The 24,864-nt window shown below is 43.5% G+C and carries 22 protein-coding genes and 1 other RNA gene; 3 read left to right on the top strand and 20 right to left on the bottom strand.

The window, feature by feature from the left end:
* Positions 1 to 173: 173 nt before the first annotated feature.
* Complete coding sequence (locus tag HRQ91_RS05470; protein ID WP_210120617.1) at positions 174 to 2,267, top strand: elongation factor G; 2,094 nt, start codon at positions 174 to 176, stop codon at positions 2,265 to 2,267.
* 63 nt (positions 2,268 to 2,330) lie between these two features.
* On the opposite strand, the gene HRQ91_RS05465 is transcribed toward HRQ91_RS05470, so the two are convergent.
* From HRQ91_RS05465 to HRQ91_RS05425, 9 genes are all read right to left on the bottom strand, one after another.
* Positions 2,331 to 3,170: a type I phosphomannose isomerase catalytic subunit gene (locus tag HRQ91_RS05465; RefSeq protein WP_246473293.1), complete on the bottom strand. Its 840-nt coding sequence runs from the start codon at positions 3,168 to 3,170 to the stop codon at positions 2,331 to 2,333.
* Positions 3,155 to 4,066, bottom strand: a complete 912-nt coding sequence (locus HRQ91_RS05460) for a nucleotidyltransferase family protein (protein WP_210116578.1) — start codon at positions 4,064 to 4,066, stop codon at positions 3,155 to 3,157. Before HRQ91_RS05460 ends, HRQ91_RS05465 begins: the two co-directional genes overlap by 16 nt.
* Positions 4,067 to 4,182: 116 nt before the next feature.
* Positions 4,183 to 4,884: a purine-nucleoside phosphorylase gene (gene deoD, locus HRQ91_RS05455; RefSeq protein ID WP_210120616.1), complete on the bottom strand. Its 702-nt coding sequence runs from the start codon at positions 4,882 to 4,884 to the stop codon at positions 4,183 to 4,185.
* A gap of 18 nt (positions 4,885 to 4,902) precedes the next feature.
* Positions 4,903 to 5,484, bottom strand: a complete 582-nt coding sequence (locus HRQ91_RS05450) for a chromate transporter (RefSeq protein ID WP_210120615.1) — start codon at positions 5,482 to 5,484, stop codon at positions 4,903 to 4,905.
* 1 nt (position 5,485) lies between these two features.
* Positions 5,486 to 6,058, bottom strand: coding sequence for a chromate transporter (locus HRQ91_RS05445; RefSeq protein ID WP_210120614.1), 573 nt, complete (start codon positions 6,056 to 6,058; stop codon positions 5,486 to 5,488).
* 86 nt (positions 6,059 to 6,144) lie between these two features.
* A complete protein-coding gene (locus tag HRQ91_RS05440) occupies positions 6,145 to 7,218 on the bottom strand; it encodes a YkvI family membrane protein (protein ID WP_210116582.1) in 1,074 nt (357 codons plus the stop codon).
* Between the two features lie 96 nt (positions 7,219 to 7,314).
* A complete protein-coding gene (locus HRQ91_RS05435) occupies positions 7,315 to 8,310 on the bottom strand; it encodes an ornithine cyclodeaminase family protein (protein WP_210120613.1) in 996 nt (331 codons plus the stop codon).
* Positions 8,311 to 8,316: 6 nt separating this feature from the next.
* Complete coding sequence (locus HRQ91_RS05430; RefSeq protein ID WP_210116584.1) at positions 8,317 to 9,186, bottom strand: hypothetical protein; 870 nt, start codon at positions 9,184 to 9,186, stop codon at positions 8,317 to 8,319.
* A gap of 57 nt (positions 9,187 to 9,243) precedes the next feature.
* Positions 9,244 to 10,059, bottom strand: coding sequence for a TrmB family transcriptional regulator (locus HRQ91_RS05425; protein ID WP_210120612.1), 816 nt, complete (start codon positions 10,057 to 10,059; stop codon positions 9,244 to 9,246).
* A 374-nt stretch (positions 10,060 to 10,433) separates the two neighbouring features.
* On the opposite strand from HRQ91_RS05425, the gene HRQ91_RS05420 reads away from it, so the two are divergent.
* Both HRQ91_RS05420 and sufU read left to right on the top strand, forming a co-directional pair.
* Positions 10,434 to 11,660 (top strand): aminotransferase class V-fold PLP-dependent enzyme, encoded by a 1,227-nt coding sequence (locus HRQ91_RS05420; protein ID WP_210120611.1) that lies wholly within the window; start codon positions 10,434 to 10,436, stop codon positions 11,658 to 11,660.
* Positions 11,650 to 12,120, top strand: coding sequence for a Fe-S cluster assembly sulfur transfer protein SufU (sufU, locus tag HRQ91_RS05415; protein WP_210120610.1), 471 nt, complete (start codon positions 11,650 to 11,652; stop codon positions 12,118 to 12,120). The genes HRQ91_RS05420 and sufU overlap by 11 nt, the downstream gene beginning before the upstream one ends.
* Before the next feature lies 1 nt (position 12,121).
* On the opposite strand, the gene rodA is transcribed toward sufU, so the two are convergent.
* The 11 genes from rodA to mltG form a co-directional block, all read right to left on the bottom strand.
* Entirely contained in the window at positions 12,122 to 13,441 is a 1,320-nt protein-coding gene (rodA, locus tag HRQ91_RS05410; protein WP_210120609.1) for a rod shape-determining protein RodA, read from the bottom strand.
* Positions 13,442 to 13,458: 17 nt separating this feature from the next.
* On the bottom strand, positions 13,459 to 15,318 hold the full coding sequence (gene mrdA / locus HRQ91_RS05405; RefSeq protein WP_210120608.1) for a penicillin-binding protein 2: 1,860 nt from the start codon (positions 15,316 to 15,318) through the stop codon (positions 13,459 to 13,461).
* Positions 15,315 to 15,821: a rod shape-determining protein MreD gene (gene mreD, locus HRQ91_RS05400; RefSeq protein WP_210116590.1), complete on the bottom strand. Its 507-nt coding sequence runs from the start codon at positions 15,819 to 15,821 to the stop codon at positions 15,315 to 15,317. Before mreD ends, mrdA begins: the two co-directional genes overlap by 4 nt.
* Positions 15,822 to 15,823: 2 nt before the next feature.
* Complete coding sequence (gene mreC, locus HRQ91_RS05395) at positions 15,824 to 16,690, bottom strand: rod shape-determining protein MreC (protein ID WP_210120607.1); 867 nt, start codon at positions 16,688 to 16,690, stop codon at positions 15,824 to 15,826.
* 11 nt (positions 16,691 to 16,701) lie between these two features.
* Positions 16,702 to 17,736: a rod shape-determining protein gene (locus HRQ91_RS05390; protein WP_210120606.1), complete on the bottom strand. Its 1,035-nt coding sequence runs from the start codon at positions 17,734 to 17,736 to the stop codon at positions 16,702 to 16,704.
* Positions 17,737 to 17,747: 11 nt separating this feature from the next.
* Positions 17,748 to 18,707, bottom strand: coding sequence for a tetratricopeptide repeat protein (locus HRQ91_RS05385; protein WP_210120605.1), 960 nt, complete (start codon positions 18,705 to 18,707; stop codon positions 17,748 to 17,750).
* Positions 18,708 to 18,730: 23 nt separating this feature from the next.
* An RNA gene (gene rnpB / locus HRQ91_RS05380) (RNase P RNA component class A) lies at positions 18,731 to 19,118 on the bottom strand.
* 46 nt (positions 19,119 to 19,164) lie between these two features.
* Positions 19,165 to 20,094, bottom strand: coding sequence for a zinc ribbon domain-containing protein (locus tag HRQ91_RS05375; protein WP_210120604.1), 930 nt, complete (start codon positions 20,092 to 20,094; stop codon positions 19,165 to 19,167).
* Positions 20,095 to 20,225: 131 nt separating this feature from the next.
* Positions 20,226 to 21,998 carry an RNA polymerase sigma factor RpoD gene (gene rpoD / locus HRQ91_RS05370; RefSeq protein ID WP_210120603.1) on the bottom strand — a complete coding sequence of 591 codons (1,773 nt, stop codon included), beginning with the start codon at positions 21,996 to 21,998 and terminating at the stop codon, positions 20,226 to 20,228.
* Positions 21,999 to 22,011: 13 nt separating this feature from the next.
* Positions 22,012 to 23,787 carry a DNA primase gene (gene dnaG, locus HRQ91_RS05365; RefSeq protein WP_210120602.1) on the bottom strand — a complete coding sequence of 592 codons (1,776 nt, stop codon included), beginning with the start codon at positions 23,785 to 23,787 and terminating at the stop codon, positions 22,012 to 22,014.
* A complete protein-coding gene (gene mltG, locus HRQ91_RS05360) occupies positions 23,787 to 24,860 on the bottom strand; it encodes an endolytic transglycosylase MltG (protein ID WP_210120601.1) in 1,074 nt (357 codons plus the stop codon). Before mltG ends, dnaG begins: the two co-directional genes overlap by 1 nt.
* Positions 24,861 to 24,864 lie beyond the last annotated feature (4 nt).

The following is a 24,864-nucleotide window of genomic DNA, read 5'->3' as shown; positions in this document are numbered from 1 at the left end:
GCGGCAACCGGCACAGAGCCGCTCTGACCGTCGGCGGCGATATTTTTTTTAAAGCAAGGCATATAATGATTTACAATTCCATAATCTCAGTTTATCATAAAAGAAACAGATATTTCTTTTAAGTTTTCGCTTAAAAATAAATGTTGATTTATTAAAATTTAAGGGGTTAAAATATGGATTTTGAAACAAAAAACGTACGTAACGCTGCCATCTCAGGTCATGGGCAAACGGGAAAAACCACTTTGTTTGAACATCTTATGTTTGTCGGAAAGGCGATTGCTCAAACCGCCGACGTAGAATCCGGTAAGACCGTAAGCGATAATTCACCTGAAGAAATATCACGTAAAATTTCAATATATACGACTCTTTCGCATCTGACATGGAATAATAAAATTCTGAATATCTGGGACACTCCCGGTTCTTCCGATTTTGTAGGAGAAGTTATTTCAGCTTTTCGTTCGTGCGAATATGCGCTTATGCTTGTGGATTCAAGAAGCGGAGCGCAAATAGAAACGGTAAAACTTTGGCGTGATCTTGACAGGCGCAATAAACCGCGCATGGTGTTTATGAACCGCGTAGACGACGACAGAGGCAATGTGGCCGCCGCAAACAAGGATATTCACGATAAATTCAACGTAGAGATCACTCCTATCACAATTCCGGTAGGAAACGGCTCGGCATACAAAGGCGTGATCGACGTTCTTAAAGGTAAAATGTATAAAAAGCCGGCTCCGGGTGAAATCGAAAAAGCCGAAGAAATACCTGCCGATTATATGGAAATGTATAAAAACGCCCGCGACGTGATTGCAGGATCCGCAGCCGAAGGCGACGACGATTTGCTTGTAAAATTTATAGACGAAGGACAACTGTCGGACGAAGAGATAAGTTTGGGACTCAAGAGCGCTTTTGCGGCAAACAAAATAGTGCCTGTTTTCGCAGGCGATCCGATAAACAATTCGGGCCTTGTATCTTTGCTTGATTTTATGGCAGACATAGCGCCCTCTCCTTTAGAACGGCTTGAAACCGCAGTTACGGCCGAAAACGGAACGGCTTCCGTAAAAATTCTGCCGGACAAACCTTTTTCAGCGCTTGTGGTAAAGACGGCGGGAGATCAATTCAGCGGAAAACTTTCTTACATAAAGGTGCTTTCAGGAAGTTTAACTCCCGATGTAGAAGTGAACAATATAACACGGCATAAAAAAGAAAAGATCGGCAAAATTTACCGCTGTATCGGTAAAAAACTTGAAGAAGTTAAAGCCGTCGCCGCAGGCGATATATGCATAGCGTCAAAACTCGCCGCAACGGAAACGAGCGACACGCTCGCGGCCGACCCTGAGGCCATGTGTTTTAAACCGCTGCGTCATCCGGATCCTGTATATTCGATAGCCGTCGCCGCAGCCGACAAAAAAGCGGAAGATAAAATGAGCACCCAGCTTTCAAAAGCGGCGGAAACGGATCGAACGCTAACGTTCCAGTACAATGCGGAAACACGTCAAAATGTTTTAAGCGGAATGGGCGAACTGCAGCTAAGCATAATTCTTGAAAGAATAAAAGCCGACACCGGCATAACCGTCGAAACTTCCATACCGCGGATAGCCTACCGTGAAACGGTTCAAAAGAAAGCGGAAGCGGAATATACGCATAAAAAGCAATCTGGCGGACACGGTCAATACGCGCGCGTAGTCCTGTCGGTACAGCCTTTAAAACGCGGAGAGGAATACAAGTTTACAAACGCGGTATTCGGAGGCGCAATTCCTAAAAACTATATTCCGGGAGTTGAAAAAGGCGTAAAACAGGCAATGGAACACGGCGTTTTGGCGGGCTATCCTGTAACGGACATAGACGTTACGGTTCTTGACGGTAAAGATCACCCTGTAGATTCTTCGGATCTTGCCTTCCAGCTTGCGGCGCGGAACGCTTTGAGCGACGCGATGGTAAAGGCAAGCCCCATACTTTTGGAACCCATATTGAATCTTTCTGTCTGGGTGGACACAAAGTACGTAGGCGACATTATGTCGGATCTATCGTCAAGGCGCGGACGGATATTGGGACAAAACACAATAGGAAGCGGCATCGAAGAGATAAAGGCCCAAGTGCCTCATGCGGAGCTTTTGCGTTATGCGATAGATTTGCGCGCGATAACGAGCGCGACAGGCAGTTTTGAAACTTCTTTCGACCACTACGACCCGATAAGCGGAAAAACGGCCGACAACGTAATTGCCGAAGCAAAGGCCTTTAACGCCAAACTTTCCGAAGAAAAAGAGTAATCGATCCGGTAAAACTCCTGCATTTACGGGCAAACAGCCTGTAAATGTTTAGGGAAATGTCGATCATTTTTTACAAGCGATCCTCATAAGCTTTGCGTTCCCGTTAAGACTGATTTTTTCTCCGGGCGCAAGGGCGAAAATATCTTCAGCCGTAAAATTCTCCTGCTTCGGCTTTCCACCCGCATCTCTTTCTTGAAAAGTTCTTATAATTCCGCTTCCGCTAAGGGCAAAAACGAGCTGCCAATCATAAATATTTTTTCCCGAAGGAACACAAAAATCATAGACGCCTGAAATATCGATTTCTTCGAGTGAAAAATATTCACAGTCGAATTTTCCGGGAAATTTTATTACCTTTTGAAGGCCGTTATTCTTAATCGATTTTATTCCCTTGTCAACGTGAAGTTCTCGGTCCCGCCCCCAATCATAAAGCCTGTAAGTGATGTTCGACGACTGCTGAACTTCAAGCAGCCTGAGCCCTCCGCCTATAGCATGAACGGTTCCTGCAGGAATAAAAATAAAATCCCCCGCGTGAACCTCAACCGTGTTCAAAAACTGCTCGAGTTTTTTTTCTTTTATTGCATTTTCAAGTTCTTTTGCCGAATACTTACCGTTGAGTCCGTAGACAAGCTTTGAATCAGGCTTTGCAGATAAAACATACCAGCACTCGGTTTTTCCGCGCGGCAAATTTTCAAATTTCAGCGCAAGCTCGTCGTCCGGATGAACCTGAATCGAAAGAGTGTCGTCAGCCTGTATAAGTTTTACCAATAGCGGGTAATCGCCGCCGAGAGCTGCCGAAAACTCTTTTTGTTCGCCGTCAAAATGCGTAGAAGCTATCCAGAGCTCGTAACCCCAAATTTTTTCGGACAAGACGGGCTTAAGTTTTAGCATCAGTTTTTTTCCCACAGACGCTCGGGATAATAGCCGCTGTCGATCTTTTCGGCTATTGCGGATTTAACCGTTTCCTTATCTTCAGGATAAGTCATTCCAAACCAATTTTCCGTCGACGTAAACACCTTTACGGATCCTTTTTTATTTGCGATCATTTCTCCCGCGGCGACGGGAAGTAAGGCTTCGGCTTTTTCCGATGCGGCGTTCTTATCGATAAAATTTTTCCAATATTCTTCGAATTCAACAAAGGCCGTCGGCGTAAATCCGAACAAATTCATACTCACCCACTCTTTTCCGGTCATCTCGACTTTTTTGTCGCCGACCAAGCTTATGATTTTATTGCCTTCATAAAAAATTTTAAGATTTTCGACGATCGAATCCAAATATCCGTCTTTTACCGTGCATACGCCGCGCGAAACGGAACCGCTTTTGCTCATCGTATTTCCGAGAACGTAGCCCACCATCGCATGTTCGGTGCTGTCGTTCTTGACGGAGGCAAGGTAATCTCCAAGCGTGGCTATCGCCTTTCTTCCGTAGTAATCGTCGGCGTTTATGACGGCGAACGGAGCTTTGACGGCTTCTTTAGCGCACAACACCGCGTGTATCGTGCCCCAAGGTTTTTTTCTGTCACGGGAAACGGCGATTTGTTCCTGTGACAAAAGCGATTCTCTGGTCTGAAATACGTATGAAGCGTCAAAATTTTTTGCCACACGGTCGAACAGCCGTTCGCGGAAATCTTTTTCAATATCTTTACGTATGATGTAGACTACGTTTCCGAAGCCGCTTTTTTTTGCGTCATAAGTTGCATAGTCAAGCAGACATTCATTGTTGCGTCCTACGGCGTCTATCTGCTTTACGCCGCCGTAGCGGGAACCCATTCCCGCCGCTAAAACAAGCAATGTAGGTTTCATTTCTTCTCTTCCTCCCAGTTAAAGCCGATCGTTCCATAAAAATCAATCGGCCGCTTCATTCGGCTGTTTCCTTCTGCCGTTTTCTTAGATTTTCTATGTACAGTAACATTAAAGGTTTAAGCGGTAATGGCGTTCAGAGCAATGTTTATCATATTGGAAAATGTGGTTTCACGCTCTTTTGCAGAAGTTTCACCGCCTTTCAATATGTGATCGCTTATAGTGAGGATCGCGAGCGCCTTGCGGCCGAATTTCGCCGCAAGCGTATATAATTCCGCAGCTTCCATCTCTACGGCAAGAACTCCGTATTTTGCCCAAATTTTCCAATTATCGTTGTCGTCGTAAAAAAGGTCGCTCGAAGCGCAGGCGCCCACTTGGTAGCGTATATTCATTTCTTTTGCAAAGGCGGCAGCCTTGGAAAGAAGGTCAAAGTCTGCAGAGGGTGCAAAATGAAGGTTCCCGAAACGCTGCGTGATCAGCGAGGAATCAGAACATGCGGCGCTCGCCAAAACGGTATCTCTTATCTGTGTATCTTCTTGGATCGCGCCTGCCGTTCCCACCCTTATCGCTTTTTGCACATCGTAAAATTTAAACAATTCGGTTGCATAAATGGATAAGGACGGCTGCCCCATGCCTGTTCCTTGAACCGAAACTCTTTTGCCTTTAAATGTTCCGGTAAAGCCGTACATTCCGCGAACTTCGTTGTAACAGACCACATTTTCAAGAAAATTTTCCGCAATAAATTTTGCACGAAGCGGATCTCCCGGTAAAAGAACTGCGGGAGCTATATCTCCCTCTTTTGCATTGATATGTGTACTCATTTTTAAAGTATATCATTTTTACAAAAAAAGTACACCGAAAACGGCGCCCGCAAGCACAATGGTTACGGGGTGAAGCTTTGTCTTGAACAGAAGGATGAGCGCAAAAACGTAAAAGATCAACGCGTCCCAGCGAAAAAGCGTTACCCAAGTCGCAGGAAAAGTAAGCGCCGACAAATCTGCGGGAAGTTTCATCAAGGCTAAAACAAAAACGTTTACAGCCGCCACAAAGATCATTCCGCAGGTTGCCGGACGGAGCGTCTTAAATACGTTTTTTATTACGGGTTTTTCGTGAAATTTTCCTGAAAGGAAATATGCTATCAACAGAATGCATATGACGGACGGCATCGCCTGCCCTATGGTAGTGATTATGGAACCCGGAATTCCGTAAAACTCATAGCCTATGTAGGTTGCCATGTTCATGCCTATAGGGCCGGGCGTAGACTCCGAAATAGCGACCATATTATAAAATTTTTCAGGTGAAATATATCCTTTAGCGACAATGGTCTGCTGCATAAGCGTTATGGCCACAAGCCCTCCGCCGATAGTAAAAAGACCTATATAAAAAAATATAAAAAACAGTTCAAATTGAGAAGGTATCATATTATTCCTTGCGGTGCCGCATAATCGAGCGGAAATTTATAAAAAAATGCTGAGCGAGTCCCAATCCCGCCGCCGAAAAAATTACCCAGATCGTTGAAATATTTAAAACAAATATTGCCAAAAAACATATCAAAAACAAAAAAATCCCCGCCGCGTCCTTTACGGATTTTTTTGCGATATTGAACGTCCCGTACGTAAGATTTGCCGCGACGGCCACATTTATGCCGGAAAGAGCCTTTTTTACCCATTGAATTTTATCTATGGAACCTATAAAAGCCGCCAACAGGGTTATTACCACAATACAAGGAGTTATTATTCCGAGCGTTGCGATAACGCCGCCTGCAAATTTCGCCCGCTTATAGCCCACAAAGGTCGCAACGTTTACGGCGATTATCCCTGGCGTCGATTGCCCTATTGCGTAATAGTCAAGCAATTCGTCACTGTCGATCCAGTGTCTTTTATCCACCAGTTCCCGCTCGAGTATGGGAAGCATGGCGATTCCCCCGCCGAACGTAACGCTTCCTATTTTGCAAAAAAGCCAAAACAGTTCCAAAAGTGTTTTAAAATAATTCATAAAAGCGATTATATTGAATATTCGAAATTTATTCCATGAAATTTTAAGATCCGTGCAGCACTTATGTTAAAGCAGTCAGTAAAATATCAGAATTCTCGTTGCTTCAACATAGTAATTATCAAACATGCGAACACAAAAATACCCACATATCCTATATACGGATAAATAAAATTAATCAGCACGCTAAAAGGTAGCCCGCCGATAAAATACGCGCTGACGGCTAAAACCACCGCGCAGAATTTAAATTGTAAGCTTTTATCGTCGACAGCGATTCTATTGCAAGTCGTCCACAGCATGGGAACGGCGGTCGTGTATATGCTCGAATATAAAATAACGGAATAACCTATGCCGCCTATACGCGGAAAAAGCAGGTTCGCAATAAATACGGCAGGCATCTCTTTACCCGCCAATGCGGAAATATTGCCCAAAAGGCTGAAGTTAATCAGCATTGCAATCGTAAAGAATACAAAGCTGCTGAACAACCCTGTCGCTACCGCTTCTTTTTTGCTGTTCATTTTATTGCCCAATTCGGCAAGAAATGGATAAAGCGTCAGCGCGCAAAAAGAGGCATAGTTGATCCCCGACAAAAGCCAAGATGGTGAAGCCCGTTTAAAACCGTATTCGGCTATGGCTGCGGAAGAAGCGCCAGACCAATCGGTAATTTTTACGATGCTGCATATGGAAAGCACAATGATAATCAATATTATAACATGACCTATTTTTGCTATTACGCTTACAAGTTTTTCAAAACCCGACAAAACGGTACCTAAAGAAAGAATAAGCATAATCAAACGGCCGATTCTGTTCGGCACAGAAAAGTATTCAGCAGACAAAGTTCCTGCTCCGGAAATCATTACCGCATAAATCGAAAAAAGGATGAGCGGAGTCAGCCACGCAAAAAAGGTTCCGAGATATTTACCGCAATACACCTTATATATATTATTCGCCTCGCTGATTCGTTTTTTCCGGCCGGTTTCAATAGTTGCAACCGTAACGCAGCAAAATATCAAAAGCATAATAAGAGCCGCCAAACAGCTTTTAACCAAACCGTAGGACGAAAAAAACTGTACTATCTCTTGACCGCTTGCAAGGCCGGAGCCTATCAAGTACGCAATAGTAGCGGCGGTATAATCAAATACTTTAAAAGTTTCTTTTTTCATAGCAAAACAATGTGCTCCTGAAGCAAAACCGTTGTACCGAATGTACCGGGCGGATTTTTCCGCCCGGTACGGTTAAGTTAAAACAGCGCGCTCTTTTTATATTTCGATAACGCTGCCGATTTTTGCCTGAACGGCTTTTTCGTATATGCGCTGTCCGGTTACAAGGTCGAGCACTGCGCTTCCTGTCGTCTCAAAAAAGGTTATTTCATCTTCTGAAGTTCTTCCCGGAATTTTTCCAGACAGCACCGAGCCGAGTTCACCGGTAATCTTGTCGGCACTGAAAACACCTTTTTTTATCGGCTTTATCAAATCGCCCGACTCTTTTACAGCGTCGTTCGTGTCGACATATACCTTGGAGGCGCCGACGATGATTTTTTCATCGATTTCGGACATCGACGGAGTATAGGAGCCGACTCCGTTTATATGAACGCCTTTTTTTACCAAGGAACCGTCAAAAACAGGCTCGTTCGCAGTTGTTACCGCCGTGATTACATCGGCGTCTTGAACCGCTTCGGTCGCAGAAGAAGCCGATACGATCTTAACGGAGAATTTCGCGCCGAATTTTTGCGTCATTTTTTCGGCAAAGGTTTTGGCGCGCTCTTTGTTTATGTCGAACACTTTTACCAGCTTAATATGTCGAACGTTTAACACAGCTTCCAATTGACTTTCGGCTTGACCGCCGGTTCCGAAAAGGGCGAACACTTTGCTGTCCTTGCGGGCAAGAATATCCGTTGCAGCTCCGGCGACCGCTCCCGTTCTGATTCTGGTTAAATGTGTACCGTCCATCATGCAGTTTACTTCACCGGTTTCGCAGTTGACTAAAATCATTGTCGCAGGAACGCTCGTCAATCCTTTTTCGATATTGTCTGGATACACGGAAACTATTTTAACGCCTGAAGCCTTCGCGTTCTCTGCATAACCGTACATATACAAGGTTTGCCCGTTGTACTTTTTTATGTCCAAATTTGCACGGAGCGGAATATTGCTTTTCCCTTCGGAATACAATTGCAGCGCGTCTTTATCGGCTTGAATCGCATCCTTCATGGTAAAGACTTCGCTCATTTGCTTCGCATTAAGAATCGTAATTTTCATATCGGATTACCCTTGCGTTTTGCGTGAACTTAAAAGCATGGTGATCGCGCTGTAAATGATAACGGCCGCGACAACCCACTGCAAAGCCGACGTGTTAAGGCTCTTTACGACAAAGACAGCGACAAGTACGCCGAGTACGCCGAGCGTGGAAGTAAAGAACGTAATTTTTCTGCTGTACGAATCGAGTTTAATAAACTGTATCGAACCGACGGGAACGGAAAAAGTACAAGCGCCCATCATGATCGGGAACGTTACTCCAGGGTTTAATCCGAGCGCATATACGGTTGCCATTGTCAAAGCATAAGAGCCGATACCGATATTGTTCAGCGCGCCGTAAATTAAACACAATACGGCAAAAAGAATCAATTTCCAACCGACAAGAGCAGTCGCATCTCCTCCCGAAGGATAAATGTTGAATTTGTTTGCGAGAATAAGAGCTGCCGCAATTAAAAGTCCTACGGAAATAAAGCGTTTTATAATGTTTGCCGGAAGTTTTACGACAAAGCGCGGGCTTACATAAGCGCCGATTACCTGACAGACGATTGCGATAATCAATGTTGCCATTCCGACATTGATGGTTGAAATATAACAGAGCGCCATAACTGCGACGGGAACGACGCATTCGGTATTCAGCGTACCGGGAAGTTTTTTCGCATCGACCCACTTAATTTTCGGATATAGGGCGGAACCGATCGCAAAATCGGAAATTCCGAAGGTAGACAAAAGAAAAATAACGAAAGAAGAAATCGCCATGGCAATCGGATTGCCCGGTTCTTTCATAAATTCGCCTTTGTGCGCAATCAAATCACGCACAAAATACACCACGAAAATTCCGTTTACAACGGCAACCAACGCAAGAATAATCGTAACAAGCATATAATGCCTCCTGAAGAATCGGCGGAATCATGTGCTTATACTTAATTGCGTTCCGCCTTAATTTGAAAAAGAGAACACATTGCGAAGCGCTTTCATATCTTCTCCGAATTCCGTCGTAATCTGTCGTTTTAAGTGATTGATCATTTTAAGACTGTAGGCATCATGGAGCGTATACTCTTTTGCAAAAAACACCATACGGCTGTTTTTCGTATAAGTAGCGTCAACTTTTCCGTTGTCTTTAATACTCGCGGATAAAGTTTCTTTTCCGTCAACCGTTACGACAAGCCAACGGTTCCCCAGTTCGTCGAGTTTTTCCTGCTCGAAACCGTGCTTGTACACATTCTTTATTTTTGTTTCATACTTTCCCGACAGATCGTATAATACGACAAGTACCTTGCCCAACTCTTTTTGCTTTTTAACAAGACAATTTTCAATGCATGCATCCAACTCGTCGGCCCAAATCTGAATGCAAATTTCCTGAGCCGCATCGTTCAGCATTTTATGCATTTTAATTTTTACCGCATCCATCGAATATAAATTCCAAATATCTTCATTCGACTCGGGTTCTCCGATTTTTTCCGCAGCTTTTTGTAGCTTGTTCAGATTTTCCGTCACTTTCTTTTTAATGACATCGGACACTTCGGAAACCGGCTGCGCATTGTAAAAAAGCTTCTTATTACGTCTTGCTAAAACAACAGCTCCCTTTTGCACTAAAGATTCAAGAACTCCGTATACTTTAGACCGCGGCACCGCAGAAATTTTGCTTGCCTCGTATCCTGTACACGAACCGCTCTCCAATAATGCAACATAGACTCTGCTTTCTGATTCGGTAAATCCGAAATTTTTAAGCAAAAAAACCATTTCATCCGTCATTCGTAAAACTTTCCTGCGATTTGAATTTCGCGAAAAATACTATGAACGGTTTTTAGAAGTTATGCAATACCTGTTATAAAAACAGATTTCGGCGCCACGCCACGCAAAGGCATAGCTACCTTTAGTAACTACTATCCTCCTTTCATAATATTATATGTCAATCACATTCAGTTGTAAAGTGTTACTTTCAAGTCAGATTTTTACTTGAATAAATATGTGCGACCGTCGCCGTAAGTTGTCGCAACATAAACTGCGCCATATGTTGTCGCAACGTAAGTTGTCATGCCGTAAACCGTTCGCCGTAAACTCTCGCCTTAGCTGTTGCGCCATAAGTTGCTTTTTTACGGCAAAAAATGTATCTTTAATAGCGAAATATGAATAACATTTACCGAAAGGATTTTCCTTTTTTTTCAAATAAACAAAACGAAGGATTGATTTACTTCGACAATGCGGCGACTGCGCAGCGCCCCGTTCAAGTTATTGAAGCCTTGAAAAATTTCTACGAAATAAACAATGCAAATCCTTTAAGAGGCCTTTACGCTCTTAGCGTAAGAGCGACAGAGGCGTATGAAAACGCCAGGCACACAATTGCGGAATTTATAAATGCAAAAGGCGACGAGGAAATAATTTTTACCCGTAACGCCACGGAATCACTAAATCTTGTCGCCTACAGCTACGGCATGGCCAACGTAAACGCCGGTGATGAAATTGTCGTTTCCGTGATGGAACACCACAGCAATATTCTTCCGTGGCAAATGGTTTGCAAAGCGAAGGGCGCAAAACTCGTCTACATAGAATGCAATAAAGAAAACGGTATAATCGATCCTGATGAAATAGAATCTAAGATCTGCCGTAAAACAAAGATAGTTGCTATAACTCAGGTAAGCAACGTATTGGGAATCACGAATCCTGTAAAACAGATCGCCCGGATCGCTCACAAAAACGGGGCTGTAATAGTTGTAGACGGTGCACAGTCCGTACCGCATATAAAGGTTGATGTTCGAGACTTGGACGCCGACTTTTTTGCTTTCAGCGGGCATAAAATAACAGGGCCTATGGGAACCGGCGTCTTATACGGAAAAAAGGAACTTCTTGAAAACATGACGCCTTTTTTACGCGGCGGCGAAATGATCGAATATGTTACGCGGCAGGAAGCCACGTTCGCAGAAATCCCCCAAAAATTTGAAGCCGGAACCGTAAACGCTGCAGGCGCCGTAGGACTCGCCGCCGCAATAGACTATGTCCGCAATATCGGGATTGAAAAAATCGCGGAACACGATAACTACCTTTCAGCCATCATGCTTGAAGGCATAAAAAATATCCCTCATGTGCGCATAATAGGACACCCTGACGCAGACAAGCACTGCGGAATAATCACATTCACAGTTGAAGGCGTTCATCCGCACGACATCGCAACCGTGCTTGATACCGAAAAAATCGCCGTAAGGGCCGGTCATCATTGCGCACAGCCGCTCGGAGAATATTTGGGAATTCCTTCAAGCGCAAGGGCCAGTCTGTATTTTTACAATACGGAAGACGAAGTCACCGTCTTTATAGAAAAACTAAAAAATGTGCGAAAATGGATGGGTTATGGAAACTAAAGAATTATACAGAGAAATACTGAACGAACATAATCTTAATCCTACCCACAAAGCTCAAATGGATCTTCCCACATTAACGCTGCACGGAGTAAATCCCAGCTGCGGCGACAATATAACGCTAAGTCTTAAAATCGAAAACGATATTATAACAGACGGAAGTTTTTCAGGATCCGGCTGCGCAATATCGCAGGCTTCGGTAGACATAATGCTCGATCTTGTGATAGGAAAAACAAAAGAAGAAGCTCTTCATCTTGTAGACATATTCATGCGCATGATAAAAGGCTCCGTAACGCAACAGGAAATTGAAGAACTCCAGGAAGCGGCGTCACTTCAGGACATAGCAAAGATGCCTGCCCGCGTAAAGTGCGCAATGCTTGGCTGGAGAACTATGAAAGAGATGTTCGGCTGCGAAGGTTGCTGTAATTCGGCGGCGAACCCCTCTTGCTGCGCCAAACAGTAATTTACGTTTCCATAAGATCAAGTTTTCTCAAGTTTACGCTTATAAGTAAGCCCACGCAGATCATTGCCGTCAAAAGAGAAGACCCGCCGTAAGACAAAAACAGCAGAGGAATTCCGGTTATAGGCATTATTCCCATAACCATGCCCACGTTTACAACAAAATGGAAAAAAAACATCCCTAAAATTCCCGAGGCAATATAGTAGCCGAAGGTGTTTTTTGTGTTTATCATTATGAACATTATTCTTACGAGAATTGTAAGATATAAGATAAAAACAAACGATCCGCCTATAAAACCGAATTCTTCGGATAAGATGCTGAAAATAAAGTCCGTGCTCTGCTGAGGCAAAAACCTGTAATGGCTCTGCGTTCCATTTAAAAATCCCCTGCCGCGGGGGCCGCCAGAACCTATCGCTATCTTGGACTGAATAATATTCCAGCCTGATCCCAACGGATCGCTCGACGGATCGATATAAACTATAAGCCTTTTCAGTTGATAAGTCTTTAATACCTTCCCCAATCCGTAAGAAGTGATGAGCGACACGGTAAGTATTCCGAAAAAAAACGCTATCCAATAATAGTATTTATTATTTTTAAAAATTATCTTTCCGATAGCTCCGATCAGCGCGATCGCCGCCGAAGCCGCGATCACTAAGATTCTGTACTTTCTAAAAGTCAAAATGGAAACAATTTTATACGAGCGATGCGCAATTTCACTCTGCCATACGGGAATAATCGTAAACAGTATCGTCAGGCCGCCGGTCAGCACAACCAGTAAAATATATTTTAAAGGCACGCCCGCAACAAAACACATTACTATAAATATCGGTATGAACACGGAGGCCGTTCCCAGATCCGGCTGCAAGAGGATCAACGTCATTGGCAAAAGCATTATGCATAAAGCCGTTATAAATCTTTTTCCGGGACTTTCACGGACGCTTTTTTCAAAATACTCTGCAAGAAACAGGATGTAAACTATTTTGCAAAATTCCGACGGCTGAACGCCGAGATTGGCTATTCCTATCCAACTGCGCGCTCCGTTTACATATCTTCCGAAAAATTTGGTATACACAAGGATTATGATCATTGCGCCGGATATCCAATTCAAAAAACGCCGGATCTTTCTGAAATCGTATATTGAAAACAACAGGAGCAATACGACGCCGATCGAAACCCATACAATCTGCCTTATGTACTCGGTAGAAACGGATATTCCTTCCGAATTTACTCCGGAAGAATATATAAACGATATTCCCAAACAGCTGAGAACAAGCACGCAGAAAAAAAGAATGTAATCGAAAAAAACAAAAAAATTTATTTTCATATAAGCGCTTTCATTTTTTATTTGATCAAATACCTGAATCCCAAAGCGTCGACGGCTTCGTCATAGCTTTGATTTGCAAAAATCCCCTGAAATATTATATTTGTAGCATAGGGCGCCCACCATTCCCAAGCGTTAACCGCTTCGACAAGCACAACAACGACGATGCGCTCCTCTGCGGGTTTGTCATAAGGCGCGTAAGCTACAAGCCAAGAGTGCCAGTTTTCCTTTTTAACGTCCGAAACTTCGGCCGTACCGGTTTTGCCGGCTATTTGCACAACCTTATTTGCCATGGGATATTTTCCGGAACCGTCCGTGATCGTGTACCGCAGATCGTCCTGAACTTTTTTCCACACTTCTTCGGGTATGGAATCCGAGTGAAAAAGGACTTTAGGATTGACTTCCGAAATGACTTCTCCGTTTACGGGATTTCGTATTTCTTTTAAAAGATGCGGCTGATATATTGTTCCTTTGTTTGCTACCATAGCCATCATGTTTGCAAGCTGAAGCGGCGTCACAAGTGTATAGCCCTGACCTATCGAAATAGCCATAGTATCTCCGCCCACCCATTTTTCATGATAGCGCCTTTCTTTCCATTGCGCGGAAGGAATAAAACCGTTCGCTCTGCTGGGCAGATCGATCTTAGTGTCCTGCCCTAAACCGAATTCCTTTGCATAATAAGAAATACTGTCCACTCCTAAAAAATCCCGCCCCACAGTCCAATAATAAATATCGCAAGACTGGGCAAGAGCTTCGCGCAGATCTAGATGACCGTGTCCGGGTTCGTGCTGCCAACAGTGAAAAACGCGCCCGCCGTAAGACATCTTTCCTTTACATTCTATCTTTTTATCTTCAGGAAAAGTTCCTTCCGAAAGCAAGGCCGCAGACATTATGACTTTAAAAGTAGAGGCAGGCGGATATGTCGCGTTCACGGCCCTGTTCAGCAGGGGGTTATTATCGTTTTGCATGAGCTTTACATATTCCGCGTTGGAATTTTCAGTGTTAAAAATATTGGAATCAAAATATGGATAGGAAACCATCGCTAAAACTTCGCCCGTATCGGCTTTTAACACAATGGCGGCTCCCACACGGTTACCCAAGGCCTTTTCCGCAAGCGTCTGTATCGTTCTGTTTATAGTAAGAACAAGATTCTTACCCATTTGCGGAGGTTCGATCACAGGCTCGTCGGAAAGGATCCTTCCGCGCACATCTACGGTTTTCATTTCACGCCCCGGAACGCCTTGAAGAAGATCGTCGTACTGTCTTTCAATTCCGGTCTTGCCGACTATGCTGTTCGGTTTATAGCCCTTGTTGTACATGACGGTCATTTCTTCCTTTGTTATGTTTCCTACGTAGCCTATGACATGAGAAAGAGAGCCCGTGTAGATATAGTTGCGCATAGGTTTTGAAACCCACGAAACGCCGGGTAAGTCCATAATGTTTTCCGCTATGTTCGTAATTATATTAAACGATACGTTGGAGCGTATTTCAACGGAAGTAAAAGAGCGCCTCATATTTGAAGGTATGCGGCGGTCTATTTCGCTTTTAGGAATGCTAAGATAGTGAGAAAGCCTCGCCGTCACAGTATCGTAAAGGTCTATAGGAATTTCCGCCGGCGTAATATTTACGGCAAATGAATCCGTATTCGTTACAAACGGGGATGTAAAATTCCTGTCGAAAATTTCACCGCGATGCGCCGACAAAGTATTTACCTGGCTTGAAATGGTTCTTGACCTGGTCCGGTAGGTTTCGCCCTCGATTACCTGTAAAGAAAACAAACGCGAAAAATATATTATAAAAGTTAAGACGATGATGCTCAAAAGCACAAAAACGTGAAGCTTTTTTTCCTGCGTTTGCCGTCCTATAGCACCTTCGGTCATAACGGCAGCCTCTGTTCTTTAGAATACAATGGATCAAATACGGACATAAATTTAAAAACTATCGGAGCAAAAAAAACATTCAGGGCTAATTCGGTCAAAAATAAAAAAGAAAACGGATTGTACGTGCTTACACTGCGGTAAAAAAGCGAGATAAACCACAGTAAAAACATTTTATAAACCGTACCGCAGGCTGCAATCAGAGCGGGCATCAGAACGCCTGCCGTACTGAAAGTTTTTGAAAAAAAGCCGCTCGTATATCCGAGCATTGTCCTAAGAAGCGCGTTCAGACCGAACGGGCAGCCACTCAAAAAATCTGTTATAATTCCCGAAAAAAAACCAGCGATTTCTCCCAATCTGCGCCCGTAAGAAAAAGAACAGTACAAGACGCAAAGCAAAAGAAAATCGGGAATCGCAGGTAAAAATAAGATATTGGACAGTATCGCAGATTCAAAAACGGCGAAGCCCAGCAATATCGACAATAAAATGCAAATATACTTAACCATTTTCAGTCCTTTTTATCTTTCGCCATCGTCAGGTCTATTACGAGAACGTCTTCAAGCCTCATAAAATCGATTGCGGGATTAAGATCTATATTCAGCGAAGAATCATAATCTATCACCGTAATCTTTGATATGGTTCCTATGGGAATATTTCCGATATAGTTATCGTTTTCTCCTGAAGTGACTACTATGTCCCCGTAATGAAGATCTTCCAAAACTCTTTTTCGTATGTATTGTAATTTGAGAGGACTCGAAAATGTTCCCTGCCCCGTAGCAAGACCTATGTCCCGCGTATTTTGAATGCGCGCGGATACGGCGCATTTTACGTCATAAACGGGCATAAGCTGGCTTGTGTACCGCCCCACGCTTGTTATCTTTCCTACGATGCCCGGATTACCGTTTTGTATTGCAATAACGGGAAGATTCTTTCTTATTCCGTGAACGCTGCCCTTGTTTATTGTCATCGATGCGTACAGACCGTCTATATCGCGGCCTATGATGTGGGCTGGAATATTTTTTTGTTCCAGAGATTCGGAAAAGTCAAGCAGAGCGCGAAGGCGCTCGTTTTCTTTGCGTATCTCTGCATTTGAACGCTGCATAGCTTCAAAATCTTTAAGTTTTTCCGTGAGAACATTATAATCCGCTTTCAACCTTGAAACTTCTTTTACGGCATTTACACTGTTTTCTATTCCCGAAACAACGCTGTAAACGCCTTTTTGAATCGTAGACAAAACGGTAAAACCTATTCTGTTGAAATTTAAAACAAAACTCTGGGAACTGAACGCAAGCATTACTCCTGAAAAAAGAAAAAAAACGATAAATAAAAATTCCGAAAAATCTATGTTGAATAAAAAATTCTTTTTTTTAGACATCGGCGAACGCCCTATTCGTTCAGATTGTCGTAGGCGGAGCTTCCTCCGATCATATCTTTAAAAAGCTCAAACGATTCTCCCGCGCCCATTGCCACGCAGTCGAGGGGTTTTTCAACCAATATTACGGGAACTCCGGTAACTCGCGAAATAAGTTTTGGAAGCCCTTTTAACATGGAACCGCCGCCCGTCATAACTATACCGCGTTCAACGATGTCCGCAGCCAACTCAGGAGGCGTATGTCCCAAAGAGTTCTTTATCTCTTCGATTATCCTGTCCACAGGTTCTTTAAGAGCTTCTCTCACTTCAACGCTGTCTATTTCGAGGGGCCTCGGAAGCCCGGTAACCGCATCCGTGCCTTTGATTTCCATTTTTTCATTGTTGGTATCGGGAGAAGCGTTTCCTATTTCTATTTTAAGGCGCTCCGACGTGTGCTGTCCTATGATAAGGTTATGGACGTTTCTTATGTGCTTAACGATAGCTTCGTCAAATTTATCCCCGCCGACGCGTATGGAAGAAGTTATAACCATTCCCCCTAATGATATTACGCTTACTTCCGTAGTGCCTCCGCCTATGTCGCAGACCATATGTCCTGCAGGTTCGTAGATGGGGATTTTAGCGCCTATTGCGGCCGCAAGCGATTCTTCAATTACGCCGACTTCCTTTGCGCCCGCTTTAAAAGCCGCTTCGATTACGGCGCGTCTTTCTACTTCGGTAATGCAAGAAGGTATTCCTATCTTCATACGCATGGATTTGATAAATTTGTGACGCGGCATGATCTTGTTGATAAAATACTTTATCATCTTTTCCGTGCTGTCTATGTCGGCGATAACGCCGTCCGCCAATGGCCGTATGGCTGTAATGTTGCTGGGCGTTTTCCACAACATACGCTTCGCTTCCGCACCTACCGCGACAACGCGTTTTGTCCCTTTTTCCACCGCGATTACCGACGGCTCATCGATAACGATTCCGCGGCCTTTGACATATATGAGCGTGTTGCAAGTTCCCAAATCTATACCAATGTCAGTCGAAAATCGGTCAAAAAACATTCTCCACCACCTTATTTATAATCCGATATTTTTTTTAAAGCTTCAGGGTGATTTATCTGGGCGCGCAGAGCCTTGCGCCATTCCGCCCTTGCCTTTATCAAATCGCCTTGTTTCTCATATATTACACCAAGACCGTAATATGCGTCAGCTGAATTTATGTTTTTTTCTAAAATTGTTTGAAATTCATTTTGGGCCGCCTCAAGATCGCCTTCTTCGGTGAGTATTTGCCCCAACAATATGCGGCCTTTGACAACAAGGTTTTCATCGTCGTCTTCTTTGATAACTCTGTACAAATACTGTTTGGCTGCGGAATTTTGTCCCGCCTTACGGTATTGTTCGGCAATCGAAAGCAACAGGGAGCCGGACTCTCTTACAAGCAGAGCTTCCGTAAAAGAAGAAATACTTTCGGACGTCATTCCCAAAGAAGCATAGCTTAGCCCCAAATACTCGTGAATGTCGTCGGCTCTGTAGCCGAGTTCCTTTGCCTGAGAAAGATAATTTATGACAAGGTCCGAATAATAATAATATGACGAAAGCGTATTTTTATAAAAATACGTTTTACCGAGCATATAGTCTAACTGAGGAATTAAAGATTTTTTTGCGGACTGAAGAGCCGTCCTCATGTCAAAAATGGCTGCATCCAAGTAGTCGCGGGCGTCGGCCGAGTCGGTTTGACTTACCGCCAAATAAAATCCCGCATAGCCTTTAAATGTTAAAGCCGCATTATTATAAGGCTGTTTTTGTAAAAGCTGCTCGCAAGTTTCATATACGGTCTTGTAATCGTGTTCCGCCCACTTTTGATAAATATACGAAACCGAAAATTTATTGTGTTCGGAGGAATTAAAATAGCGGATAAGGGCAAAAGCGCTTATGAATAGGAACGATAAAACGACCGCCAGAATAACAAAATACAGAAGAAATTTGCTTTTTCTTTTAACAACGCCGTTTTTAACATTTGTATTCGAAAACATACCCAAATAGTACCATAAAAAATAAAAACAGAAAGGATATAAGCCGGGTTCTGTACCGGCCGTAATTACGGCCGGTATGATCATCTATCTGAAACACGGATCGCTCCGTGTTTTTAGCAGCCTACCCGCAGCGTAACTGTCCGGAAAACATAACTGCCTATTCGGCCTTGCTCCAAATGAGGTTTCCCTGTCGTTTCCGTTACCGGAAACACGGTGAGCTCTTACCTCGCCTTTTCACCCTTACGTACGAAAACTCATACGCGGTATGTTTTCTGTGGTACTTTCTGTCAGCCGGCGAAAAAATCGTCGGCTGCCCGGTCATTACCCGGCATTTTTTCCGGCGGAGCCCGGACTTTCCTTTTGACCGAAAAATATCATAAAATTCCGGTCAAACGATCATATCCTTTCTGTCAATAAACACTTTCAAAACGCGGTTCACAAGAGAATTTCTTGAATCTCAGTCGTTTTCATCCTCTTCGAGATCTTCGTCGTCTTCATCGTCAAGCTGTTCGTCGTCGGCTTCTTCGTCTTCGAGCATTTCATCGTCGTTTTCGATGTCGTCGGAATCGGAAATAAGATCTTCGTCGTCCTCGTTTTCGTCTTCGTCAAGAACGTCATCCAAATCGGCAAGGCTTCCCGCTTCGCTCATTACAAAGTAGTTGTCCATTCCTTCGTCTTCCGATTCCTGATAGTACAAGATCCTGCTGCAGTAGGGGCAAAATAGGATCTTTTCTCCTTCACGGACTTCATTAGCAAACTGCGCAGGCAAAATCATGTGACAGCCTTCGCAAACTCCGTTTTTTACGGCGACAATTCCCTTATTATCACGCTGAATTATGCGTTGGAATTTATAGACAATCTCTTGATCTATGCCGGGCGTTATTTCACCTTCCTGTTTTTTAAGCACCGACAGTTCGTCTTTAAATGACGCAAGCTCGTTATCAAGAGCGGCCTTGCTGGTGTTCAGATCGTTTTCAGACGAAGAGATCATTTCTTCATCGGATTTCAGATTTTCCTGCAAAACGGAAAGCTCTTTTTCCTGAACGGACAATTCTTTTCTTATTTCCTGTTCCTTCGCATTGGCTTCCGTAATCTGTTTGTCCAAAGCTTCGTATTCTCGGTGAGTGGTAATATTGTCCATTCCCGCTTCGCCGGCTTCTCGTTGCCTTTCGGCGTCTTCAAGTTCGGTTTTAAGACCTAAGACTTTACTGCGAACTTCTTCATATTTTGTGTTTTTTTCAATGTATTCTTTTTTCAGGCGAGAGAGCAATTCTTCCTGCGCCCCAAGTTGTTTCGGCGCTTCTTCGATCTTTTTTTCAATTTCATATCTTTTAACTAAAATATCCTGCAAGGATTTTAATTTTTCAAAAACTTCTGTCATTACCATTGAACAAAACCTCTGGCCTAAAATATTCTAATGCCGCAATATATACCAAATCGGCATTTCTGTCTAGGAGCTAAGACGGCCGGGGAAAATCCGGCCGCGGCACACACTGCAGCGAACGGCGGCGAATCCCGTCACATTTCCATAAAATCACGCAAACCGCTTGCTCTTCTGGGATGGCGCAGCCTGCGCAGCGCCTTAGCTTCTATTTGGCGAATCCTTTCACGCGTAACATTAAAACACAAGCCCACTTCTTCAAGCGTCAAAGAATAACCGTCGTCAAGGCCGAAACGCATCTTTAAAACTTCGTGTTCGCGGGACGGAAGGGTTCCTAAAACGTTGTGAAGCTGTTCACGCAGTAAAGTATAAGCCGTTTGAACGGACGGGTTTTCAACTTCTTTGTCTTCGATGAAATCTCCCAAAAGGGAATCTTCTTCTTCTCCGATAGGGGTTTCAAGAGAAATAGGTTCACGGGCGACGTTTTTAACTTGCTTTACTTTTGAAACATGCCATCCCAACTGCTGTGCGATCTCTTCATCCGAAGGTTCTCTCCCGAGTTTCTGCATAAGCTGGCGCGATTCGCGAACAACCTTGTTTATCTGTTCAATCATATGAACCGGAACCCGTATGGTACGCGCCTGATCGGAAATACTCCTTGTTATGGCCTGTCGTATCCACCATGTAGCGTATGTCGAAAATTTAAATCCTTTGCTGTATTCAAATTTTTCTACGGCTTTTATAAGTCCTATGTTGCCTTCCTGCACCAGATCGAAAAACTGTAAACCGCGATTAGTATATTTTTTTGCTATCGAAACCACCAATCGAAGATTAGCGTTTATAAGACGGTTTTTAGCCTTTTCCATCATTATGCGTCCGCGCTCTATTTCTTTTGACATGGCAAGGATTTCAGTAACATTATTTTCAAACTCGTACTCAAGACGGCTCAGTTTGCGGTCGATCTTTTGGATCTGTGTATAAATTTCACGTATTTCGTCGGCTGTCATACCGAGCTCTTCTTCGATTTTAGCCGCTTCAAATTTTATTGCGATCTTGCGTCCCAAACTGCGCAGTTCCGCCGTGCTGGAAATACGCAATTCCCGCATCTTTTTTTCCTGCTTATGCCTGAAATCCGAAATTTTCATAGTCGCGTCTATGAATTTTCCGCTTATAAGTTCGATTTCTTCGGACTGAATGTCGATCTTTTTCAGCTCGGGAAAAATCTTTTCGCGGAGCGCCTTAAGCCGCTCGTCGTCAAAAATCCTGCCGGACTGCTCGCTTTCAAAAAGCTGCCGTTTAAGCTGAATGTATTGCTTCATGTCCGGAAAAAGCGGTTCCAAATATACGCTGTAAAAACTCTTCAGACGGCGTTTTTCGGCCATTATCTCGTTTATCTCTTTTCTGGGGCGGCCTGGTTCCTGGGGATCTATGCGCGTAAAAGCCTTTTGCGCGATGGTAAAAAATTCGGGTATGAGAGCGCCGGAATTCTTTATAACGTCTTTTATTATATTTTCGCCGGCTTCCATCTGTTTTGAAAGCATCACTTCCTGTTCGGCCGTCAAAAGATTTTCTTTTCCGATTTCGCGCAGATAAAGCCTTATGGGATCGTCGACGCTCGTATCCTTATCGCTGTTGACAAGGCGGCGCTTTTCGGAAGTTTCGTTGAGTTTTTCAGCCTCTTCGTCAACCGCAACGTCCTCGTCGTCATCTTCTTCATCGAGTTCGGCGTCTTCTTCAAATACTCTTACGTTGTTTTCAGTTAAAATCCTTAAAACCGTTTCCATTTTAGGAGAATCAACATACTCTCGTCCAAGAATTTCAGTGATCTCGTCCCATGAAATAAGTTTTTTTTCTTTTGTATAATCCAATAATTTTACTATTTCCGGTTCCAACTCTAGTTCTTGATCCATCTGCCTTCCTTAACTACTTGCTTTTTAATTTTTGATCGATAATCATTTTTTCAGAAAGAAGTTCCTGTAAAAGCTCTTTGTCTTGTACGGTTACAGGGCTAAATTGCCTTATGCGGTTCATCAATTTGTCCCGCTGTTTTTCAAGTTTTTTACGTTTGATAAAACGTATTCCGTCCTGTACTATTTTATTTTCATTATTGGAAAATTCTTTAGCTTCGATCACTTCGGTGACCAGCTTCTGCAATTCCTTGTCGTCACAGTGACTCAATACATTTAAAAAACTCAAGTCTTCGGCTCTGTAGCATTCTTCCAAAGCAATGAATATTTTCTTTGCCGACTGATCTTCAAAATCGTCAACGGACAACTCGTTTCTGAGCGATTCGTACTGCTTCAAATCCGCGATGACAGCCATGAGGACTCGTAATTCAAAATTAAGTTTGATTTTCCGGTCTGAATCCTGCATGTCAGGCTGCCGTCTGTCTACACGCTCACGCGCCTGTTCACGATCGTTAAAATCTCTCCTGACCGCCTCCGGATTTAGATTGAACGTCTGGGAAAGTTGTTCCAGACAAGATTCTTTTTGTATATCGGACTGCAAGGCATCGACATACGGAAAAAAGGCCAATGCGGCGCGAAGTTTTCCGTCGGCTGTATCAACAGGATAATCCTTGCCCAGTTTAGATAACAGAAAAGTACTATCTAATATAGCATTATTTACGTCCTGAGTCAATGTTTCTTTTCCGTAGTTAAGCATGATTTCTGCAGGATCTTTACCGCCTGAAAGCCGTATTATCTTTGTCTGAAGCCCCGCTTTACGGCACATAAGAACAGCTTTTACCGTCGCCGCTTGTCCCGCATCGTCCGAATCGAACGAAAGCAAAACCGTATCCACAAACCCGCCGATCATACGGATCTGGCCTTCGGTCAAAGCCGTTCCCAAGGGAGCTACGGCGTTGTCTATGCCGCACTGATGATAGGCGATCACGTCCATGTAGCCTTCGCAAAATATCACAGCCTTTTTTTCGCGAATGGAATTTTTTGCAAAATTGAAGGCGTACAGCGTATCGCCCTTTTTGTACTGTATGAGATCGCCTGAATTAAGATACTTAGGACCTTCGCCCGAAAGCAGTCTGCCGCCGAAGGCTACCGCCTGTCCCTGCCGGTTAAAGATGGGAAACATCAACCTGTCGCTGAAAAAAGCGATGTCCGGATATTTTTTACTGAACAAACCCGAATCGCCGAGAAACTCGTCGCTGAAGTTTTTTTTGCGAAGAAAATTTTTTAGCCATTGACGGTCGGAAGGCGCATAACCTAATTTGAATTTTTCGATAGTGTCTTTCGTAAGACCTCGCTCCGTGATATAAGAGAGCGCCTGTTTGCCGTACTCGGTTTCAGTCAGCAAATAATGGAACGTGGAAGCGATCCGTTCATACAGCTCGATATACTGGGCGCGTTTTTCTTCGGTCTTATCATGTTCGGAATTTCCGGCGGAATATACGATTTCGACGCCCGCTTTTTTTGCAAGGATTTTTACGGCTTCGACATACGAAACTTTTTCCATCTCTTTGATGAAATTGATCGCGTCGCCACTGGCATGGCAGCCGAAGCAATAGTAAAAATTCTTTTCAGGCTCGACATGAAAAGAAGGCGTTTTTTCATTATGGAACGGGCAGCATCCCCACCAATCGTTTCCCCGCCTTTCAAGGTGCGTATATTCGCCTACTACGGCGACAATATCCGACGAGTTACGAATCGCATCAATCGTTTCCTTTGAGATCAAACCCGGCATCAGTTTTCAGAAGTTTTTTTGGTATAAAGCAGCTGCCCTTCTTCAATATGAGTTCTAAAGTCGGAACTGAACGAGTGCGAACCTCTTTGAAGATCCGTAAGGCGGAAAAAATAATAGTTTGTCTTAGGCGTATCGGCTACGGCCTTTAAAGCTATCATTCCGGGATTGCAAATCGCTCCCGGAGGAAGTCCCGCCCATTTGTATGTGTTATAGGGGCTTGATATCTGAAGATTTTCATAAGTTATAACATCGGGATGCGGCAGTCCCTCTATCTCAGTTAAAATATATTCGATCGTAGCGCAAGAATACAAACCTATGTTTTTATCAAGCCGGTTTTTAAACACACTTGCGATAAGTGGAGCTTCGGAAGCAATCCTGTACTCCTTTTCTACGATCGAGGCAAGTATGACACTGTCGTTGAGCTTTTTCGGTGAAATTCCGGTAAAAGAAGGAATTTCCGCTATCTTTGAAAAAAAATTGTTGGCCATAAATTTTACAACCTGTTTTCCGCTCATAAAGGGAGTAAAAAAATACGTATCGGGGAATAAATATCCTTCAAAACTGTCGGCGTCGATATTGTATTCCGCCAAAAGCGGCTTTGAATTTGCAGCTTCAATAAAGTCTTTTTCAGAACAAACATTCCTGTCCGCAAGTTTTTTTGCAATCTTTTTAACACTGAAACCTTCCGGAATTGAAATTTTTATGTATTCCTGCGTGCCTGACGACAAAAGATTGAATATTTCACTCAACCCCATTTCGCTGCTTACTTCATAAACTCCGCTTTTAAGATTGAAATTGGAATCCTGCAATCCGTTCATTTCTGACTTATCCAAAAACGGATAACGCGCCGCCAGATAAAATACGGTTTCGTTATGAATAAGTTTTTTTTCTTTTAATACGGCGGCGATTTCTTTTATCGTCATTCCGTAGGGTACTTCGATGCGTTCCGTACGGCCTGTTCCGTACGAATTTACGGCACCGCATGCGTAAACCCAGTAAAAATAAAGGCATGCCGCAAGACTTACGAAAACCGCAAAAAACACCTTAAACATTTTAGCAATTTTTTTATTCATAGAA

This window comes from Treponema parvum, from assembly GCF_017893965.1.
Classification (GTDB): Bacteria; Spirochaetota; Spirochaetia; order Treponematales; family Treponemataceae; genus Treponema_D; species Treponema_D parvum.
This window is presented reverse-complemented; position numbering and strand designations above follow the sequence as displayed.

Coding starts and splice junctions, on each gene's coding strand:
- HRQ91_RS05470 (WP_210120617.1), top strand. CDS start 174: ATGGATTTTGAAACAAAAAACGTACGTAACGCTGCCATCTCAGGTCAT.
- HRQ91_RS05460 (WP_210116578.1), bottom strand. CDS start 4,066: ATGAAACCTACATTGCTTGTTTTAGCGGCGGGAATGGGTTCCCGCTAC.
- deoD (WP_210120616.1), bottom strand. CDS start 4,884: ATGAGTACACATATCAATGCAAAAGAGGGAGATATAGCTCCCGCAGTT.
- HRQ91_RS05450 (WP_210120615.1), bottom strand. CDS start 5,484: ATGATACCTTCTCAATTTGAACTGTTTTTTATATTTTTTTATATAGGT.
- HRQ91_RS05445 (WP_210120614.1), bottom strand. CDS start 6,058: ATGAATTATTTTAAAACACTTTTGGAACTGTTTTGGCTTTTTTGCAAA.
- HRQ91_RS05440 (WP_210116582.1), bottom strand. CDS start 7,218: ATGAAAAAAGAAACTTTTAAAGTATTTGATTATACCGCCGCTACTATT.
- HRQ91_RS05435 (WP_210120613.1), bottom strand. CDS start 8,310: ATGAAAATTACGATTCTTAATGCGAAGCAAATGAGCGAAGTCTTTACC.
- HRQ91_RS05430 (WP_210116584.1), bottom strand. CDS start 9,186: ATGCTTGTTACGATTATTCTTGCGTTGGTTGCCGTTGTAAACGGAATT.
- HRQ91_RS05425 (WP_210120612.1), bottom strand. CDS start 10,059: ATGACGGATGAAATGGTTTTTTTGCTTAAAAATTTCGGATTTACCGAA.
- HRQ91_RS05420 (WP_210120611.1), top strand. CDS start 10,434: ATGAATAACATTTACCGAAAGGATTTTCCTTTTTTTTCAAATAAACAA.
- sufU (WP_210120610.1), top strand. CDS start 11,650: ATGGAAACTAAAGAATTATACAGAGAAATACTGAACGAACATAATCTT.
- rodA (WP_210120609.1), bottom strand. CDS start 13,441: ATGAAAATAAATTTTTTTGTTTTTTTCGATTACATTCTTTTTTTCTGC.
- mrdA (WP_210120608.1), bottom strand. CDS start 15,318: ATGACCGAAGGTGCTATAGGACGGCAAACGCAGGAAAAAAAGCTTCAC.
- mreD (WP_210116590.1), bottom strand. CDS start 15,821: ATGGTTAAGTATATTTGCATTTTATTGTCGATATTGCTGGGCTTCGCC.
- mreC (WP_210120607.1), bottom strand. CDS start 16,690: ATGTCTAAAAAAAAGAATTTTTTATTCAACATAGATTTTTCGGAATTT.
- HRQ91_RS05390 (WP_210120606.1), bottom strand. CDS start 17,736: ATGTTTTTTGACCGATTTTCGACTGACATTGGTATAGATTTGGGAACT.
- HRQ91_RS05385 (WP_210120605.1), bottom strand. CDS start 18,707: ATGTTTTCGAATACAAATGTTAAAAACGGCGTTGTTAAAAGAAAAAGC.
- HRQ91_RS05375 (WP_210120604.1), bottom strand. CDS start 20,094: ATGGTAATGACAGAAGTTTTTGAAAAATTAAAATCCTTGCAGGATATT.
- rpoD (WP_210120603.1), bottom strand. CDS start 21,998: ATGGATCAAGAACTAGAGTTGGAACCGGAAATAGTAAAATTATTGGAT.
- dnaG (WP_210120602.1), bottom strand. CDS start 23,787: ATGCCGGGTTTGATCTCAAAGGAAACGATTGATGCGATTCGTAACTCG.
- mltG (WP_210120601.1), bottom strand. CDS start 24,860: ATGAATAAAAAAATTGCTAAAATGTTTAAGGTGTTTTTTGCGGTTTTC.